General features: G+C 60.5%; 16 protein-coding genes and 1 riboswitch. Of the genes, 8 read left to right on the top strand and 8 right to left on the bottom strand.

The genetic code is table 11. From position 1 onward, the window contains the following. Nucleotides 1-4: 4 nt before the first annotated feature. Genes H8699_RS08765 through H8699_RS08750 form a run of 4 tightly spaced genes read left to right on the top strand, consistent with a single transcriptional unit; the run spans nt 5 to nt 4,365 of the window. Nucleotides 5-1,264 carry an L-rhamnose isomerase gene (locus H8699_RS08765; protein WP_249285348.1) on the top strand — a complete coding sequence of 420 codons (1,260 nt, stop codon included), beginning with the start codon at nt 5-7 and terminating at the stop codon, nt 1,262-1,264. Nucleotides 1,265-1,300: 36 nt separating this feature from the next. Continuing rightward, nucleotides 1,301-1,984 carry a class II aldolase/adducin family protein gene (locus H8699_RS08760; protein WP_249285347.1) on the top strand — a complete coding sequence of 228 codons (684 nt, stop codon included), beginning with the start codon at nt 1,301-1,303 and terminating at the stop codon, nt 1,982-1,984. A gap of 30 nt (nt 1,985-2,014) precedes the next feature. Next, complete coding sequence (locus H8699_RS08755) at nt 2,015-3,484, top strand: rhamnulokinase (RefSeq protein WP_249285346.1); 1,470 nt, start codon at nt 2,015-2,017, stop codon at nt 3,482-3,484. Between the two features lie 20 nt (nt 3,485-3,504). After that, nucleotides 3,505-4,365: an SMP-30/gluconolactonase/LRE family protein gene (locus tag H8699_RS08750; RefSeq protein ID WP_249285345.1), complete on the top strand. Its 861-nt coding sequence runs from the start codon at nt 3,505-3,507 to the stop codon at nt 4,363-4,365. A 412-nt stretch (nt 4,366-4,777) separates the two neighbouring features. On the opposite strand, the gene H8699_RS08745 is transcribed toward H8699_RS08750, so the two are convergent. The 5 genes from H8699_RS08745 to thiC are packed head-to-tail and all read right to left on the bottom strand — an operon-like array spanning nt 4,778 to nt 9,016. Next, nucleotides 4,778-5,440: an HAD family hydrolase gene (locus tag H8699_RS08745; protein WP_249285344.1), complete on the bottom strand. Its 663-nt coding sequence runs from the start codon at nt 5,438-5,440 to the stop codon at nt 4,778-4,780. A 9-nt stretch (nt 5,441-5,449) separates the two neighbouring features. Then, nucleotides 5,450-6,082, bottom strand: a complete 633-nt coding sequence (thiE, locus tag H8699_RS08740) for a thiamine phosphate synthase (protein ID WP_249285343.1) — start codon at nt 6,080-6,082, stop codon at nt 5,450-5,452. After that, complete coding sequence (gene thiM, locus H8699_RS08735) at nt 6,072-6,899, bottom strand: hydroxyethylthiazole kinase (protein WP_249285342.1); 828 nt, start codon at nt 6,897-6,899, stop codon at nt 6,072-6,074. Before thiM ends, thiE begins: the two co-directional genes overlap by 11 nt. Beyond that, the gene (gene thiD, locus H8699_RS08730; RefSeq protein WP_407943998.1) at nt 6,900-7,700 is read right to left on the bottom strand and encodes a bifunctional hydroxymethylpyrimidine kinase/phosphomethylpyrimidine kinase; all 801 of its coding nucleotides are present in this window, start codon (nt 7,698-7,700) and stop codon (nt 6,900-6,902) included. An 8-nt stretch (nt 7,701-7,708) separates the two neighbouring features. Beyond that, nucleotides 7,709-9,016 (bottom strand): phosphomethylpyrimidine synthase ThiC, encoded by a 1,308-nt coding sequence (gene thiC, locus H8699_RS08725; RefSeq protein WP_249285470.1) that lies wholly within the window; start codon nt 9,014-9,016, stop codon nt 7,709-7,711. Nucleotides 9,017-9,116: 100 nt separating this feature from the next. Then, a riboswitch (TPP riboswitch) is annotated at nt 9,117-9,215 on the bottom strand. Nucleotides 9,216-9,424: 209 nt separating this feature from the next. Here thiC and H8699_RS08720 point away from each other — a divergent pair. The 4 genes from H8699_RS08720 (at nt 9,425) to H8699_RS08705 (ending at nt 12,814) form a co-directional block, all read left to right on the top strand. Beyond that, nucleotides 9,425-10,711: a diaminopimelate decarboxylase gene (locus H8699_RS08720; protein ID WP_249285340.1), complete on the top strand. Its 1,287-nt coding sequence runs from the start codon at nt 9,425-9,427 to the stop codon at nt 10,709-10,711. Between the two features lie 321 nt (nt 10,712-11,032). Then, entirely contained in the window at nt 11,033-11,212 is a 180-nt protein-coding gene (locus H8699_RS08715) for a hypothetical protein (protein ID WP_138294539.1), read from the top strand. A gap of 109 nt (nt 11,213-11,321) precedes the next feature. Continuing rightward, nucleotides 11,322-12,095: a MerR family transcriptional regulator gene (locus H8699_RS08710; protein ID WP_249285339.1), complete on the top strand. Its 774-nt coding sequence runs from the start codon at nt 11,322-11,324 to the stop codon at nt 12,093-12,095. 179 nt (nt 12,096-12,274) lie between these two features. Further along, entirely contained in the window at nt 12,275-12,814 is a 540-nt protein-coding gene (locus H8699_RS08705) for a shikimate kinase (protein WP_249285338.1), read from the top strand. A gap of 425 nt (nt 12,815-13,239) precedes the next feature. Here the strand turns inward: H8699_RS08705 and H8699_RS08700 are convergent, their stop codons facing one another. Genes H8699_RS08700 through H8699_RS08690 form a run of 3 tightly spaced genes read right to left on the bottom strand, consistent with a single transcriptional unit; the run spans nt 13,240 to nt 16,315 of the window. Beyond that, nucleotides 13,240-14,403, bottom strand: coding sequence for a glycoside hydrolase family 172 protein (locus tag H8699_RS08700; protein WP_249285337.1), 1,164 nt, complete (start codon nt 14,401-14,403; stop codon nt 13,240-13,242). A gap of 21 nt (nt 14,404-14,424) precedes the next feature. Beyond that, entirely contained in the window at nt 14,425-15,138 is a 714-nt protein-coding gene (locus H8699_RS08695) for a PHP-associated domain-containing protein (protein WP_138294543.1), read from the bottom strand. A gap of 22 nt (nt 15,139-15,160) precedes the next feature. Next, nucleotides 15,161-16,315, bottom strand: a complete 1,155-nt coding sequence (locus H8699_RS08690) for a MalY/PatB family protein (RefSeq protein WP_249285336.1) — start codon at nt 16,313-16,315, stop codon at nt 15,161-15,163. Between the last annotated feature and the right edge of the window lie 15 nt (nt 16,316-16,330).

The raw sequence follows: 16,330 nt of genomic DNA, 5'->3' as shown, positions 1-16,330 counted from the left end.
ATTTATGTCCAATTTTGCAGACGCCTACCGTTACGCGCGGGATCGCTATGCGGATATCGGCGTGGATACGGAGGCAGCCATCGCCAAACTGGATGCCGTGCCCATCTCCCTGCACTGCTGGCAGGGGGACGATGTAGCCGGTTTTGAACCCAATGATGGGGGGCTGACCGGCGGCATCGCCGCCACCGGCAACTATCCCGGCGCGGCCCGCACCCCGGATGAGCTGCGCGAGGACCTGGAGATGGCCCTTTCCCTTTTGCCCGGGCCGCACAAGGTCAACCTGCACGCCAACTACCGCGTGGGCGGGTCAGATGTGGACCGGGACAAGATCGGCCCGGAGCACTTTACCTACTGGACCGATTGGGCCAGGGATCAAGGCCTGGGGCTGGATTTCAACCCCACGTTTTACTCCCATCCCAACAGCGCCAACGGGTATACCCTGGCCAGCCGGGATGAGGGCATCCGCCGTTTCTGGATCGAGCATGGCATCTGCTGCCGCCGCATCGGCCGGGCCATGGCCGAGGCGACCGGGCAGCGCTGCGTCGTCAACCTGTGGATCCCGGATGGGGAAAAGGAATTCCCGGTGGACGCCCTTGCGCCCCGCGCCCGCCTCAAAGACAGCCTGGATCAGATCTACGCCCAAAAGATCCCCGAGGATCTGGTGCTGGACGCGGTGGAATCCAAGCTGTTCGGCCTGGGGAGCGAAAGCTATGTGGCCGGCTCGCACGAGTTTTACCTGTGCTACTGCATGGCCCACCCGGAGCTGGCGCTCACGCTGGACCTGGGGCACTTCCACCCCACCGAGTCCATCGCCGCCAAGCTGAGCGCGCTGAGCCTGTTCCTAAACCGCCTGCTGCTGCATACCAGCCGCCCCGTGCGCTGGGACAGCGACCACGTGGTGGCCTATGACGACAGCCTTTGCGATGCACTGCGCGAGGTCGTGCGCCTGCAGGCGCTGGATCGCATCGTTTTGGCGCTGGATTATTTCGACGCCTCCATCAACCGCATCGCCGCCTGGGTGGTGGGCATGCGCAACACCCGCCGCGCGCTGCTCCAGGCCCTGCTGGAGCCGACCGAAAACCTGCGCCAAATGGAGGCCCGGGGCGACCTGGCCGGGCGCCTTGCCCTGCTGGAGGCGCTCAAAGGCTATCCCAGCGGCATCGTGTTTGACGAGTACCTGCGCCGGCACGACCTGGCCGCCGGCAACCAGTTTATGGCCGCCATCTACCGTTACGAGGCGGATGTCCTGGCCAACCGCAAGTAACATTCATCATTCATTTATAGAAAGGTAGCGATTCTCATGGCCTTATCTTACATGCAAACCCGCGAGGAGATCTGCGATATTGCCCACCGCCTGTGGCAGCTGGGCTTTGTAGCCGCCAACGACGGCAACATTTCCGTCAAATTAGAGGATGATCTGTACATCACCACCCCTACCGGGGTGAGCAAGTCCATGGTCACCCCGGATAAGCTGGTACTGGTGGATGGGCAGGGCCAGGTGCTGGAGGCCAGCGGCGGTTACCGTCCCTCCTCCGAGTTCCCCATGCACCTGCGCTGCTATGCCGAGCGTGCGGACGTGCGCGCCGTGGTGCACGCCCATCCGCCCACGGCCACCGGCTTTGCCATCGCCCACATTCCGCTGGACAGCTACACCATGCCCGAGGCGGTGCTGACCATCGGCTCGGTGCCCATCGCCCCCTACGGCACCCCCTCCACCCAGGAGATACCGGAGGCGATAGCCCCGTTTTTGCAGGAGCACGACGCCATCATGCTGGCCAACCACGGCGCGGTGACCGTGGGCGTGGATCTGATGAACGCCTACTTCCGCATGGAAACGCTGGAGTTCTTCGCCAAGATCACCCTGACTGCGCGTCTGCTGGGCGGCGAGCACGAGCTGACACAAGAGCAGCAAGAGACCCTGATCGCCATGCGGCCCCAGTTTGGGTTAAAGGGAAGGCACCCGGGCATTAAAAAGTACCGCTAAAATTTTTGATCAAAAAAAGGGGGGAACGCTTTGGCTACCCGCAACGTACTGGCCTTTGACTTTGGCGCTTCCAGCGGCCGGGCTATTTTGGGCCGCTTTGACGGGGATAAAATCACCCTGCAGGAGACCCACCGCTTTGCCAACGAGCCGGTGCAGGCGCAGGGCCGTCTGCAATGGGATGTGCTGCGCCTGCTGCATGAGACCCGCCAGGGTCTGGCCAAGTCCTATGCCGCGGCGCCCTACGCCTCCTTTAGCATCGATACCTGGGGGGTGGATTACGGCCTGCTGGACGCCCGGGGACGCCTGCTTGAAAACCCGGTGCACTACCGGGACGGGCGCACGGCCCATGCCATCGAGGAAGTTTGCGCGCGCATCCCCAGGCAGGCGCTGTATGCCCGCACCGGCACACAGCTGATCAATTTTAACACCCTGTTCCAGCTGACCGTGGCCCAAAACGAACAGCCCCAACTGCTGGCCCTGGCGGACCGGCTGCTGTTTATGCCGGATCTACTGGCCTATTTTCTCACCGGGGAGAAGTACAGCGAGTTTTCCATCGCCTCCACCTCCCAGCTGCTCTCGCCGGGGGCGCTGCAGTGGAATACCGGGTTATTGGCGCAGCTGGGCCTGCCATCGCGGCTTTTAGGCCCGCTGGTGGATGCGGGTGCCCGCTTGGGCGCGCTGACGGACGAAACCTGTGAGCTGTGCGGCATACCGCCGGCGGAGTATATCGCCTGCTGCGCCCACGATACCGCCTCGGCCGTGGCCGCGGTGCCCCAGCCCCAGGGCGAGGCGCTGTACATCTCCAGTGGCACCTGGTCGCTGATGGGGGTGGAAAGGCGCACGCCGCTGCTGACCGCCCCGGCAGCCCAGGCCAACGTGACCAATGAAGGCGGCTACGGGCGCTCTATCCGGCTGCTGAAAAACATCGCCGGGTTGTGGCTGCTGCAAGAGTGCCGCCGCCAATGGCGCAAGGAGGGGCAGGACCTCTCCTTTGCCGATATGGCCCAGGCCGCCCTTGCCGCGCCGGCCTTTGCCCGCATCATCGATCCGGACGATCCCTGCTTTATGGCCCCGGGCAACATGCCCGCACGCATCGCGGACTATTGTAGCCGCCATGGGATGACGCCGCCCCAAACGATCGGCGAGACCCTGCGCTGCGTTTACGAGAGCCTGGCCGCCCGGTACGCCCTCACCCTTGGCACCCTGCAGGAATTGACCGGTTCGCGTTATCCGGCCATCCACATCGTGGGCGGCGGCTGTCAGGATCGGGTGCTCTCCCAATGGACGGCGGACGCCTGCAGCCTGCCGGTGATCTGCGGGCCGGTAGAGGCCACGGCCACCGGCAACCTGATGGTACAGCTCATCGCCTTGGGAGAGCTTGCGGATCTATCCCAGGGCCGGGAGATGGTGGCCCGCTCCTTTGCGCCGGTCACCTACGCGCCGCACCCCTCGTCCCAGTGGGACGAGGCGCTGGCCCGCCTTGCGGCGCTGCAACCATAAATAAAATAGGGGGGATAGATATGGATTATTTGGCACGCGTGGTGCTAAACAGCCGCTGTGCGCTGGGCGAGGGCCCGGTCTGGGATGAGCGCGCGGGGCTGTTATACTTTACGGATATCACCGGCAAAGCGCTGCACCGGCTGGACCCCGTAAGCGGGGCCTGCGAGGTGATGCGTCCCGGTTTTCAGGTAGGGGCCTTTGCCCTTTGCCAGGGCAGCGACGAGCTGGTGCTGGCCGGGGAAAACGGCTTTTACCGCGCCGCATGGCTGGCCAAGCCGCGGCGCATTTGCCTGGTACCCGCCCGTGGCGAGAACCGCCGCTTTAACGATGGCAAGTGCGACCCTGCGGGCCGCTTTCTGGCCGGCGTCATGCATAACGCGCAGACCCCGGTGGGCGTGCTGTACAGCCTGGCCGGGCAGACGGCCACCCCGCTGCTGGAGGGCCTGCGCTGCCCCAACGGCCTTTGCTGGACGCAGGATGGGCGCACCCTCTACTATGCCGATTCTCCCACGCAGGAGATACGCGCCTACGATTACGACCCGTCTACCGGCGCCCTTTCCGGCGGGCGGGTGGCCGTGCGCATCCGTCCTGAGGAAGGCGTGCCCGACGGCATGACCATCGACAGTCAGGGCAAGCTGTGGGTGGCCCAATGGGGCGGCTGGCAGGTCGGCCATTATGATCCCCAGACCGGCGAAAAACTGGGCAAGGTGGATGTGCCCGCCCACTGTACCTCCAGCTGCGTCTTTGGCGGGGCGGATTTCAAGACCCTGTATATCACCACCGCCCGCCGGCCCGATGAGCCCGCCGCCTCCCCGGCCGGGGATATCTTCGCGGTGCATCTGCCGGTGGCCGGGCTGCCCTTTGCGCGGTTTGCAGGGTAAGCGGCTTTATCCAAAATCGTGGCGGCTGCCCCCATCGCTGCCCACCGCACTCCATGGTGGGGACGGAAGTTGCCCAAACTCTCCGATGCAGATAGGCAGATATATTTTCCAGTCGTTTCGCTTTTGTTTCACGGCTCGATTCCCCTTTCTCTTGCCTCCCTCTGACGAGGGAGGTGGCGCACCCGTTGGGTGCGCCGGAGGGAGAGATGCCATTGAACAAAACCCCATACGCTATCACTCACTCTTCCTTGTCATTCACCGCACAGGATAAATCCTGCGCGATAAACCTCCTGCGTTTTCTACTGCCCGCGCGCGCCTCCACAAGAGCGCAGCCCTTGCAATCCCTTACAATCAAACACCCGCCCCGGGTACCCGGGGCGGGTGTTATACTCCATTCGACAAACATCGGGTTTCAGGCCTCAACGCCTTTTTCCAGCAGCTCTCCAAAATCTGCCACGTAGCGGTCGGCCAGCCTGCGCAGGGCGGCCTCATCGCTCTTGGCATAGGCATCCTGCACCACGGTCAACCTCGCGCCGGAGGCCTTGGCCCCCTGCGCCGCGTGTAACGAATCCTCAAAAACCATGCAGTCCGCGATCTCCACGCCCAGCTTTTCCGCCGCCAGCCAGAACAATCCCGGCCCGCGCTTATCCCCCCGCACCTGGCTTAGATCCGTCAGCGCGTCAAAGCACCCATATAGCCCGTGGCGGCGCAGCGCCGGCTCGTACAAGCTGCGGGCGGAGGCCGTCGCCAGCGCGACCCGTACCCCCAGCGCCTTTAGCCGGCGGATATATTCCCCCGCAAAGGGCTTGAGCGCCAGCGTGTGCGCATAGGCTTCCTGGGCCATCTCGTCCCACTCCGCCATGATGGCCGCCGGCTCCTCCTTTAACCCAAACCGGGCGATGGTGTAATCCGCCGCCTGGGCATAGCTCATGGGCTGGAGCGCCTGCTTATAATCCACCGGCATGGGGATGCCACGCCGGGCCAGAAATACCTCGTCGATCTCGCCCCAAAGGCCCATGGAATCCAGTATCGTTCCATCCAGGTCGAAGATCGCGCCCTTAAAATCTACTATCATCCGGCCCTCCTACTTTAGTTTCGCCGCCAAAGGATAAAGCCTGCGCGCCGCAGAGGCAATATCCTTTTGGGCGATGATGGCCGAGACCACCGCCGCCCCATCCACGCCCGTATGGGCAAAGCGGGGCAGCGTGCTTTCGTTGACCCCGCCGATGATCACGATGGGCAGTTCCACCGCCGCGCGGATGGCCTTTAATTCCTCCATCGTGGTCACGTCCGCGTCCTGCTTGGTGGCGGTGGCGTACATGGCCCCCACCCCCAGGTAATCCGCCCCGTCCGCCGCGGCCTTCAGAGCCTCGGGCAGCGTCCCGGCGGATACGCCTATGATCTTATCCGGCCCCAGCATGCGCCGCGCCACCTGACAGGGCAGGTCGCTCTGGCCCAGGTGCACCCCCGCCGCGTCCACGGCCTGGGCAATATCCGCCCGGTCGTTGATGATCAGCGGCACCCCCGCCGCATCGCAAATGGCCTTGACCCGCAGGGCCTGCTGGTAAAACTCCAGCGAGGTGCAATCCTTCTCCCGCAGCTGTACCAGCGTGCAGCCGCCCTTTACCGCCTGGGCCACCGCCTCATCCAGCGTTGTTGTGCTCATCAGCTCCCGGTCGGTCACCAGGTAGAGCGTATAATCCACCTCAGGCTTCATCGATCTTCACCCTCTCCAGCAGCGTCTTTTCGTCCATGCGGCCAATCGCGTCGATGATCCCCATATGGAAGTGCCCTAGCTCCCGGCCGTCCTCTCTTTCCAAACTCAGCTCGCCCGCCAGGCCCATCAGCGCCACGCCGCCGGCGGCGCACAGCAGGGTATCCTCCGGCTGCGCCGCGCCGCACAATCCGGCCACCAGCGTGGTAGACATGCAGCCCGTGCCCGTCACGCCCGAGAGCAGCGCGCAGCCGTTATCCACCCGCAGCACCTTTTCCCCATCCGAGGCCACGTCCGTAGGCCCTGTAATGGTCACCACGCTGTGCAGCATCTGCGCCAATTCCCTTGCCAGGGCAACCCGCGCGGGCAGCCCGTCCTGGTCCGCCGCGTCCACGCCCCGGGTCTCCCCGCCCAGGCCGCGCAGGAATTTGATCTCCGAAAGGTTGCCCCGCACCACGGATATTTTAAGCTGCTCCAGCAGCTTTTCCGCCGTGCGGTTGCGCAACGCAGTCGCCCCCGCGCCCACCGGGTCCAAAACGATGGGGATGCCCTTTTCGTTGGCCCTGCGGCCAGATGCCAGCATGGCCTCCACCGTGCGCGCGTTCAGCGTGCCGATGTTGAGCACCAGCGCCTGGGCCGCGCCCGTCATCTCCGCCGCCTCGCCGATATCGTCCGCCATCACCGGGGAGGCCCCCAGCGCCAGCGCGATATTGGCGCAGTCGTTTACCGTTACATAATTGGTGATATGGTGCACCAAAGGCCGCTTCTCCTTCACTGCGCCCAGCAGCGCCGCCAGCCTTTGCGTATATTCATTTGCCATCTAACTGCCTTCTTCCTGTTTTCCATCTTGCAAGTAAAAGTGCCCCAAAGGGCCCGCGCCCCTGCCCAGCGCCAGCCCGTTGGCGATGGCGCCGGTAATATACGCCTTGGCCTTTTCCACCGCCTGCGCCAGGGCATAGCCCCGCGCCAGGTAAGCCGCAATGGCCGAGGACAGGGTGCAGCCGGTACCATGGGTGTTTTTCGTGTCGATCCGCGGGCTGGTAAAGGCGCAAAAGCCCTCCCCATCGTAGTACAGGTCCTCAGCCGCCCCATCCAGGTGGCCGCCTTTAAGCAATACCACCCGCGGCCCCAGGTCTTTTAACTTCAGCGCCGCGGCCTGCCGCTGCAAGTGGTTTTCTACCGGCAGTCCGCTCAGCGCGGCCGCCTCGGCCAAATTAGGGGTGATCAACGTCACAAGAGGCAGCAGCTCTGCCTTTAAAGCCTCCAGCATATCCGCCCCGTGCAGCGTTTGCCCGGCAGAGGCCACCATTACCGGGTCCAAAACCACGGGCAGGGCAGTGCCCTTCAGCGCTGCGGCCACCGTGCGCACCGCTGCCGCGCTGGGCAGCAGGCCGATCTTGACGGCGTCCGGTGGGATATCGCCCAGCACCGCCTCGATCTGCGCGGCCAGCACATCCGGCGCGATGTCCTGACGGCAAAAAACCGCCTGGGTATTTTCCGCCACTACGGTGGTGATGGCGCTCATCCCATAGACCCCCAGCGCCGCAAAGGTCTTGAGATCCGCCTGGATGCCCGCGCCGCCGCTGCAGTCGCTGCCCGCGATGCTTAAAGCCGTTACGATCTTAGCCATTAGAGCTTCACGCACCCCGCCTCGCCGGAAAGGATGCGGTTCATGGTCTTCATGGCGCACATCTCCCCGCACATGGTGCAGGTGTCCTCCTGCGCCGGGCGGGAGGAATCATGGTATTCCCGGGCCTTTTTGGGGTCTACCGCCAGTTCATACATCTTCTCCCAGTTGACCTCCTGCCTAGCGCGGCTCATGGCGTTATCCCAATCCCGCGCGCCGGGCACGCCCTTGGCGATATCGGCCGCATGGGCTGCGATGCGGCTGGCGATGATGCCCTCGCGCACATCCTGCACATCCGGCAGCCGAAGGTGCTCGGCCGGGGTCACATAGCAAAGGAAATCCGCCCCGCTGGCCGCGGCGATGGCCCCGCCGATGGCCGAGGTGATATGGTCGTACCCCGGGGCGATATCGGTGACCAGGGGCCCCAGTACATAAAAGGGCGCGCCGTGGCACAGCCGTTTTTGTAAGATCATATTGGCCTGTATCTCATTTAGCGCCATATGCCCCGGCCCCTCGATGATGACCTGCACGTTCTTCTCCCAGGCGCGACGAGTTAACTCGCCCAAGGTGATCAATTCCTCGATCTGGGCGGCGTCGGTGGCGTCGGCAATGCTGCCGGGGCGGCAGGCATCCCCCAGGCTGAGCGTCACATCATACCTGGCCAGGATATCCAGCAGCTCGTCGTAATGCTCAAAGAAGGGGTTCTCGTTGCCGGTGTGCACCATCCAGGCAAAAAGCACCGATCCGCCGCGGGATACCACGTTGGTCTGCCGGGGGTTGTCCAGCACCTTCTGGGCGGTATGCCGGGTCAGCCCCGCGTGGATGGTCACAAAATCTACCCCGTCCTTGGCATGCTTTTCCACCACGGCCAAAAAATCTTTATACGTTAAATCGTTTACGATTTTGCCGGTATACCCCACCACGTCATATACCGGTACGGTACCGATCATGGCCGGGGCCGCGTCGATCAGCCGCTTGCGGAAGGCGTGGGTCTTGCCAAAGTTGCTTAAGTCCATGATCGCCTCGGCCCCAAGCTCAATGGCGGTCTGCACCTTTTGCCACTCCATCTCGTTATCGGCCAGGTCGCCCGAAACGCCCAGGTTCACGTTGATCTTGGTGCGCAGGCCCTGCCCTACCCCCTGCGCATCCAAAGCTTTGTGGTTTTTATTGGCCGGTATGGCGATGGTGCCCGCGGCCACCCGCGCGCGGATCACTTCCACATCCAGGTTTTCCTTCTCGGCCACCGCCTTCATCTGTTCGGTAATTATGCCCTTTTTGGCCGCGTCCATCTGCGTGGTGTACTGCTGCATCATAATTCCTCCTTTTTAAAGCCCGCCTGGGGGGATGCAAAAAAGCCGCTCACAATTCTGCGGTTCGCAGATGAGCGGCAAATAATCCGTTTGGCCAAGGCCTAAACAAATGTTTGCTTCCCTACGACAGTCTTAACTGACAGGTTCAAAGGGTCAGGCTCTTACGCCTTCTCAACCAATGGTCCCCCCGCAAAATTCAATTTTATTTATCTTAATCTTTTTTGCGTATCTTGTCAATTCGCCTGCGGCCCTGTGACCGTAAAAATGGCGAAAAAATGCCGGTTTTTATCTTACGGGCGCGTAAAGATGATTGACACGCACGGCCAAACCCTTTAAAATAAACCCCATCATAGGAGAAGGCCCTTCTATAATATACGGGGCTTTGCACCAGGCAAGGAGCTAAAGAGAATGAAGACGGTACCTTTTACAAAAGCACAGCTGGAGAAAATCGTCGCCCAGTATCCCACGCCCTTCCATCTGTATGATGAGCGCGGCATCCGCGATACGGCGCGCAAATTGCACAAAGCCTTTGCGTGGAATAAGGGCTATAAGGAGTTTTTCGCCGTCAAGGCCCTGCCCAACCCCTTTATTTTGAAGATCCTGCGCGAAGAGGGCTGTGGGGTGGATTGCTCCTCCTATACGGAGCTGATGCTGGCCGAGAGCTGCGGCTTTGCCGGCGGGGAGATCATGTTCTCCGCCAACGATATGCCCGCCCAGGATTTTCGCAAGGTCCGCGCACTGGACGGCACGGTGAACCTGGACGATATCAGCCATATCGATTTTTTAAAGGAAAACGGCGGCATCCCCCACAAGATCAGCTGCCGCTTTAATCCCGGCGGGGACTTTAAGCTGGGCAATACCATCATGGGTAACCCCGGCGAGGCCAAATACGGCTTTACCCGCTCCCAGCTGACCCAAGGGTTTAAAAAGCTGATGGCCTTAGGGGTAAAAGAGTTTGGCCTGCACGCCTTTTTGGCCAGCAATACCACCGATGATAGCTATTATCCGGCGCTGGCCCGGCTGCTTTTTCAGACCGCGGTGGAGCTTTACGAGGAAACCGGCGGCCGGGTAACGTTTATCAACCTTTCCGGAGGCGTGGGCATCCCCTACCTGCCGGATCAGCCGGGCGCGGATATCCTCAAGATCGGCGCGGGCGTGCAAAAGGCCTATGAAGAGGTCATCGTCCCCTCGCCGCTGCACCAGGTGTCCATCAATACCGAGCTTGGCCGGTTTATGACCGGGCCCCACGGGTACCTGATTTCCCGGGTGATCCATGAGAAAAAGACCCATAAAGACTATCTGGGCCTGGATGCCAGCGCGGTCAACCTCATGCGGCCGGCCATGTACGGCGCCTATCATCACATCACCGTCATGGGCAAGGAATCTGCGCCCTGCGACCACAAATATGATGTGACCGGCTCGCTGTGCGAGAATAACGATAAGTTCGCTATCGACCGGATGCTGCCCAAGACGGAGATCGGCGATCTGGTCGTTATACACGATACCGGCGCGCACGGCTTTGCCATGGGCTATAACTACAATGGCCGCCTGCGCTCAGCCGAGGTGCTGCTGGGCGCGGACGGACAGGCCACGCTCATCCGCCGGGCCGAGACCCCGCGGGATTACTTTGCCACTTTCGATTTTACCCACCTGCTGGATGAGGCCTTGCAAAAGGACGAGAATGGGCGGTTGTAAAATTCGCTTATGGCTTTACGGGCAAGCATTTAAGCTTGCCCGTTTTTTATAGATGCTCCAGCGTCTTTTTTCTATTCTCTTCCAGCACTTTATCTGGAAATTCTATGTAGATACATTCCTGACAGATACCCTGAATATTTAGGGCGATCTCCTTTGATATGCAGTGACCCTCGCGCCAATAAGCACAAAAATAATTGTCACAGCGCATGTCATACGCCTCCAGTTCATTTACGCTCTTTAATCACAGTGCAATTTTATGGTGTATATAGCAATTATAATGAGCAGTATAATATTTGTAAATAAGCGAAACGAGGATAGGGCATGTTTGAGGTAAAGCGCGAAGAGTTTGTGAATAAAACCTTTCGGCTCAACAAAACGCTGGTTGAAGAGTTGGCCAAATGCGCTTCCGAACACAAAATATCCATGAACGCGTTGGTGGCACAGTGCTGCCGTTACGCGCTCGACCATATGATCGATCCTTCCAATAAACCCGAAGCGTAATTTCTGAATCTGATACCAGCGGCGCGATGCGCCGCTTTTTTATTTAAAAACCCTTGACCTTGACGCTACGTCATCCCTTACAATTCTATTATCAGGAGGCGAACGAAAGATGGAATATACCGTACGAGGCCTGTCTAAGCTCTCGGGCGTCAGCGAGCGGGCGCTGCGCTACTACGACAGCCTGGGGCTGCTATGCCCGGAGCGCTTGCCAAACGGTTACCGCCGGTATGGCTCGTCCGAGGTCGCCCGCCTGCAGCAGATCCTGTTTTACCGGCAGATGGGCATCCCCCTAAAGGAGATCGCCCTGCTGCTGGACGACCCGGAGTTTGACCGGGCCGCCGCCCTGCTTTGCCACCGCCAATCGCTATGCCGCAAGCTAACGGCGCTGGAAAAGCTGATCGGCAATATCGACAGGACCCTGCAAGAATGGAAAGGAGGAGAAATCATGTCCGATCAGGAACGATTCGAGGGCCTCGGCCAGGCGGCCGCCCAGAAAAACGAACAAAACTATGGCCGTGAGATACGCCAAAAATATGGCGATAAGGCAGTGGATCAAAGCAACGCCGCCCTGTCCAAGCTCAACAAAACGCAATACCAGGCCATGATGCAGGAGGGCGAGACGATAACAGCCGCCATTGCCGCCTGCATGCCCCAGGGCGCGGGCGCGCAGGAGACCCAGGCCGCCATCGCGCGGCACTACGCCTACCTCAACGCGCACTTCGGCATCCATTATACCTACGAGATGTACGCGGGCCTGGGCCAGATGTACGCCTGCGATCCGCGGTTTACCGCTTATTATGAGCGGTTCGCACCCGGGCTAGCGGCGTTTATGCAGCAGGCCATTGCCATTTTCGTGCAAGAGGCTGGCGCAAAGGCCGAATAGCGGGCACTTCAAAAGGCGCTGTAAGGCGCCTTTTTGCCTGCCCAAATATATGGTATAATAATGGGCGGCCATTGCCGGTTCCGCGCCCCCGTCCCTGCCGGGCGGGGTTTTGCGGCCGCATATTGGCAGGGTTTCCGCGCTTTAAGCGCAAGGGCTTGCTGTTTATAGGGGAGGGTAATATGCAATCGACAGATCAGGAGAATATCGTACTCATCGGCATGCCAGGCTGCGGCAAGAGTACCGTAGGCGTGCTATTGGCCAAAGCCCTTGGGCGCGGCTTTGTGGATACCGACCTGTTGCTGCAGGCCCATTCTGGGCATCTGTTGCAGCAGATCGTCGATCAGGATGGGATCGACGCCTTTTTGCGCCAGGAGGAGCAGACCCTGTTGACCGTCGCTCCCGGCGGCCAGGTCGTCGCCACCGGGGGCAGCGCGGTGTACAGCGAAAAGGCCATGGCCCACCTTAAAAAAGGCGGCAAAGTGGTCTATCTGCGCTTGCCCTTAGATGAAATCCAGCGGCGGGTGCAAAATATCGCCACCCGAGGCATCGCCATGGGCCCGGGGCAGACCCTTGCGGACCTGTACCGCATCCGCATCCCCTTGTATGAGAAATATGCGGATTTAACGGTGGATTGCGCAGGACAAACGCTGGAGCAAACCGTGCAGGCGCTGTGCGCAGCGCTGGGGATGGCCTGTGCTCAAATGCGCACACAAAACTGAACATTCGGCTATATTGGCTGATTATATGCCTTTTATATCGCCAAAACGCTTAAAACAAACAGGAATGTGAAGTTTCTTTGTCACATAATTGTGAAACTTTTGTGAAATGCCTCGCCTTCTGTTGACAGGATTCGACAAATATCGTATGATAAGCGTGCAAAGGAAAAACGAACGTTTGTTTCGTTTGTTTGCAAATGATTCCCCCTCGATGCCTGGCATCCGTTGGGGGAGCGCGTTCGGCTCTCGGGCCTTACGCCTTCTCGCCCCTGTCCGGCTCGGCCGGCGCGGTGAGATTTGATTTTGTCCCCCCTTCATTGGCGTGAACCATCAGCATTTGGCTGAGGAGATCGCCTTTTTTTTTACACTTTTGGGCCATCTCGTCTAGAAAAGCCCCCGCGTTTGGCGGGGGCTTTTGCTTTACAGCCTCATTGTTTTTCAAACAGGCTCTGGTTCCGCTCCGGGTAGGCTTGCAAAGCGGGCAGGCCATTTTCCGGCCGGTCCAGATAAAACCAGGCTGTACAGGCCCAGTCGTCCTGGCGCAGAAAGTTCATCCAGCTGTCCCCGGGGATGTCCTCGTCAAACAGGGAAAGGGTCTGCTCCGGCGCAAAGGCGTTGCGCCAGGAACCATCCTGCATGTTGATCGCGGTTATCACCTGGGGCTGGTTTTGCGGCGTAAACAGTTCTTTTAGCTTCTCGCGCTGCCAGCCGCCAATCTGCTGGACCTGCACGCGGATGCGCTGGTTAAAATATATCGGGTCCGGCACGTGCAGCCGGTAGATTTGGAAGCGTCCCCCCGCCTCGTCGCACAACAGGCACCCGGTATACCGGTGGGCAAAGGGGTTAAGCAGCCAGGCGGTAGCCGGATAGTCCTCCGTCCCCGTACACAGCCAGGAGGGATAATCTCCGTCCCCATCGATAAAAGCCTTTACCTCGCCCTCGCCCCACCAGGCCCCGCCATAGCGCGGGTGAGTCGCCACCTGCATGGCACAGCCCAAAAAGCGGCCCGCGCCCTCTACCTGCGGCAGGATCGTCACATCCTGCCCCACCGGGGGCATGGTGCGGGACCAATAGGCGTGGAAATAGCCGATTTTTTCGCCCTCCAGCGCCTGCTTGCGGTAATTGACCGTATAAAAGAGCTGGTTGATATCCTCATCCGATTCGTTGACCAGTTCAATCCGCCCCCGCTTTAAAAACGGCATAGGAATAAAGCAGTTAAAACACTTGCCCCCCGGCGAAGAGAACAGCTCGTTTTCAAAGGAAACCGCCTCGCCAAAGGCGCCGCCAAAAAAATCTCCCAACGGGCAGGCCACAGCCGGGGTCTTTGCCCCATCCCAATAGGCCTCCAGACGCAGCGCCCGCTGCAAATGCGCCGGGGCGATCTCCTCCCGGTTTTTAAAGGTGATCCAGATATGATCCACCACGCCCGGGCCGGCAGCATCCAGCAGCGTCACCCGCTCGCCCGCGGGCAGCCGGTCATACGCGTGGCCTTTAAAGCCCCGGTTTTCCCGGGCGCCGTCGCCCGGCCGGTCGCTACGGTATTCAAAATTCTGGCAGCGGCGGACCGCGTTTGACAGCTCGTAAAGCGGCATAAGCTTCCCTCCTATTTCTCTTTAATATTGCATCTCGTCCTGGGTGCGCAGCAGGGTATAATCCTGCTTTTTAATGCCCTCGATCAATGCCTGAGAGGAGTAGATCGGATATGGGAAGGCGATGCCGCCCCGGCAAGCGCCGTAATCCCGGTGTGCGTCCGAGCCGGAAAGCGCAGGCACATGGTGCTTGCGCGCCCATTCCAGCGCCAGCTCGTTGTGATTGTGCACATACGGGGTCCCGTTATACACCTCCACCGCGTCGATCAGCGTCGGATCCTTGACCGGGTGGAGCTGCGCATAGTCATCCCGATACGGGTGGGCCTGGTTGATCAACCAACCCTTTTCGTGGGCAAAGTCGCACATATCTTTGACGGATTTTTGGCAGATCATGGGATACCGGTACACGTCCTCCTCGGTCATCCCATAACAGAGAAAGTCCTCCATCCCCTCATAGGAGCGCAGCTCAAAGCCCAGCAAAACGGTCAACGCCGTGCCCTCGGCCGCCTTTTTAGCTGCCCGGTATCCGGCCAGCAGCATATCGGCATACTCATCCCAGCTTTTGCCCGGATAAAACTTGGTAAAAAAGTCCGGAAAGTAGTGATCCGTCAACACCAGGCACTGGTAGCCGCCCTTCAGATAAAGTTCCACCTGGCCAGCCGCCGGTACGTGCCCGCAAAGGCTGGTCTCATCGGTATGGGCATGCAGCTCTACCTTATATATATTCTGTGGTTCCATCGTATTCAACCTCCCTATCGTCCTATCGATTCCGAACCAGCCCCGCGCTCAGCCTGTCCAGCGCCTCCATCAGCACCGGCCGGGGCGAGGCTACGTTCATCCGCACATACTGGCTGTAGTCCTCCCCAAAAAAGCTGCCCTTGTTCAGCCCCACGCCCGCCTGGGCGATCAGCCTGTGGGGGTCCTGTACGCCCAACCCTGCGCAGTCGATAAAAAGCAGATAGGTGGCCTCCGGCATGCGGGTGTGTAGACCGCTGATGGCATTGATCCGCACGCAAGTCCTATGCAGGTTCTCATGCAGGTATTGCAGCAGCTCGTCCAGCAGCGGGCCACACCGGTCAAAGGCGGCCTGCAGCGCCACCAGGCCAAAAATGTTGCTGCCCGCGTGTACTACGCGCAGCGCATCAGTAAAGCGCTTGCGCAGCCCCTCGTCCGGGATGACGGCAAAGGCCGTGCTCAACCCCGCCAGGTTAAAGGTCTTGGATGCCGAGGAAAAAAGGATCGCATGCTGCTCCATCCCGGGGACTGACAGAATCGGGGTATGCCGGTAATCCGGCATGGTCAGGTCCCCGTGTATCTCGTCGGACAGCACCAACACCCCGTATTGCTGGCACAGCTTGGCTAGCTGCCCCAGCTCCTCCGGGCGCCAGCTGCGCCCCACCGGGTTATGGGGGTTGCACAGGATCATCACCCTGGCGCCCGCTTTAAAATGCCGCTCCAGATCGATAAAATCCATCTTCCAGCTGTCCCCCACCTTTTTTAAGGGGTTGTGCACCACCCGCCTATCATGCTGGGGGCCTAGATAAAAGGGGCCGTATACCGGCGGCTGTACCACGATCTGATCCCCGGGCTGGGAAAAGACCTGCACCCCCAGGTTGAACCCGGAGACCACGTTGGTCAGCATCGCCACCGCTTCCGGGGCGACTTTGAGGGCATGCCGCGCCGCATACCAGCGGCATACCGCCTCTTTAGCCGGCTCCTCCAGGGTATGGTATCCAAATATCTCCTGCGAAAGCCGGGCCTGCATGGCCTCAAGGATCGGCGGGAAGACCGCAAAGTCCATATCCGCCACCGACAGCGGAATCACATCCTCCCTGCCATACTCCTGGGCCAGGCCGGCAAATTTGGCGGCGTCCGTGCCCCGGCGCTCGATCACGCGGTCAAAATCCAGTGCCATATCAAAAACCACCCT

It is taken from the genome of Luoshenia tenuis (genome assembly GCF_014384745.1).
Classification (GTDB): Bacteria; Bacillota; Clostridia; order Christensenellales.
This window is presented reverse-complemented; position numbering and strand designations above follow the sequence as displayed.

Bases quoted from the DNA above. Each gene is read 5' to 3' on its own strand.
- H8699_RS08765 (WP_249285348.1), top strand. From the start codon at position 5: ATGTCCAATTTTGCAGACGCCTACCGTTACGCGCGGGATCGCTATGCG.
- H8699_RS08760 (WP_249285347.1), top strand. From the start codon at position 1,301: ATGGCCTTATCTTACATGCAAACCCGCGAGGAGATCTGCGATATTGCC.
- H8699_RS08750 (WP_249285345.1), top strand. From the start codon at position 3,505: ATGGATTATTTGGCACGCGTGGTGCTAAACAGCCGCTGTGCGCTGGGC.
- H8699_RS08745 (WP_249285344.1), bottom strand. From the start codon at position 5,440: ATGATAGTAGATTTTAAGGGCGCGATCTTCGACCTGGATGGAACGATA.
- thiE (WP_249285343.1), bottom strand. From the start codon at position 6,082: ATGAAGCCTGAGGTGGATTATACGCTCTACCTGGTGACCGACCGGGAG.
- thiM (WP_249285342.1), bottom strand. From the start codon at position 6,899: ATGGCAAATGAATATACGCAAAGGCTGGCGGCGCTGCTGGGCGCAGTG.
- thiC (WP_249285470.1), bottom strand. From the start codon at position 9,016: ATGCAGCAGTACACCACGCAGATGGACGCGGCCAAAAAGGGCATAATT.
- H8699_RS08720 (WP_249285340.1), top strand. From the start codon at position 9,425: ATGAAGACGGTACCTTTTACAAAAGCACAGCTGGAGAAAATCGTCGCC.
- H8699_RS08715 (WP_138294539.1), top strand. From the start codon at position 11,033: ATGTTTGAGGTAAAGCGCGAAGAGTTTGTGAATAAAACCTTTCGGCTC.
- H8699_RS08710 (WP_249285339.1), top strand. From the start codon at position 11,322: ATGGAATATACCGTACGAGGCCTGTCTAAGCTCTCGGGCGTCAGCGAG.
- H8699_RS08705 (WP_249285338.1), top strand. From the start codon at position 12,275: ATGCAATCGACAGATCAGGAGAATATCGTACTCATCGGCATGCCAGGC.
- H8699_RS08700 (WP_249285337.1), bottom strand. From the start codon at position 14,403: ATGCCGCTTTACGAGCTGTCAAACGCGGTCCGCCGCTGCCAGAATTTT.
- H8699_RS08695 (WP_138294543.1), bottom strand. From the start codon at position 15,138: ATGGAACCACAGAATATATATAAGGTAGAGCTGCATGCCCATACCGAT.
- H8699_RS08690 (WP_249285336.1), bottom strand. From the start codon at position 16,315: ATGGCACTGGATTTTGACCGCGTGATCGAGCGCCGGGGCACGGACGCC.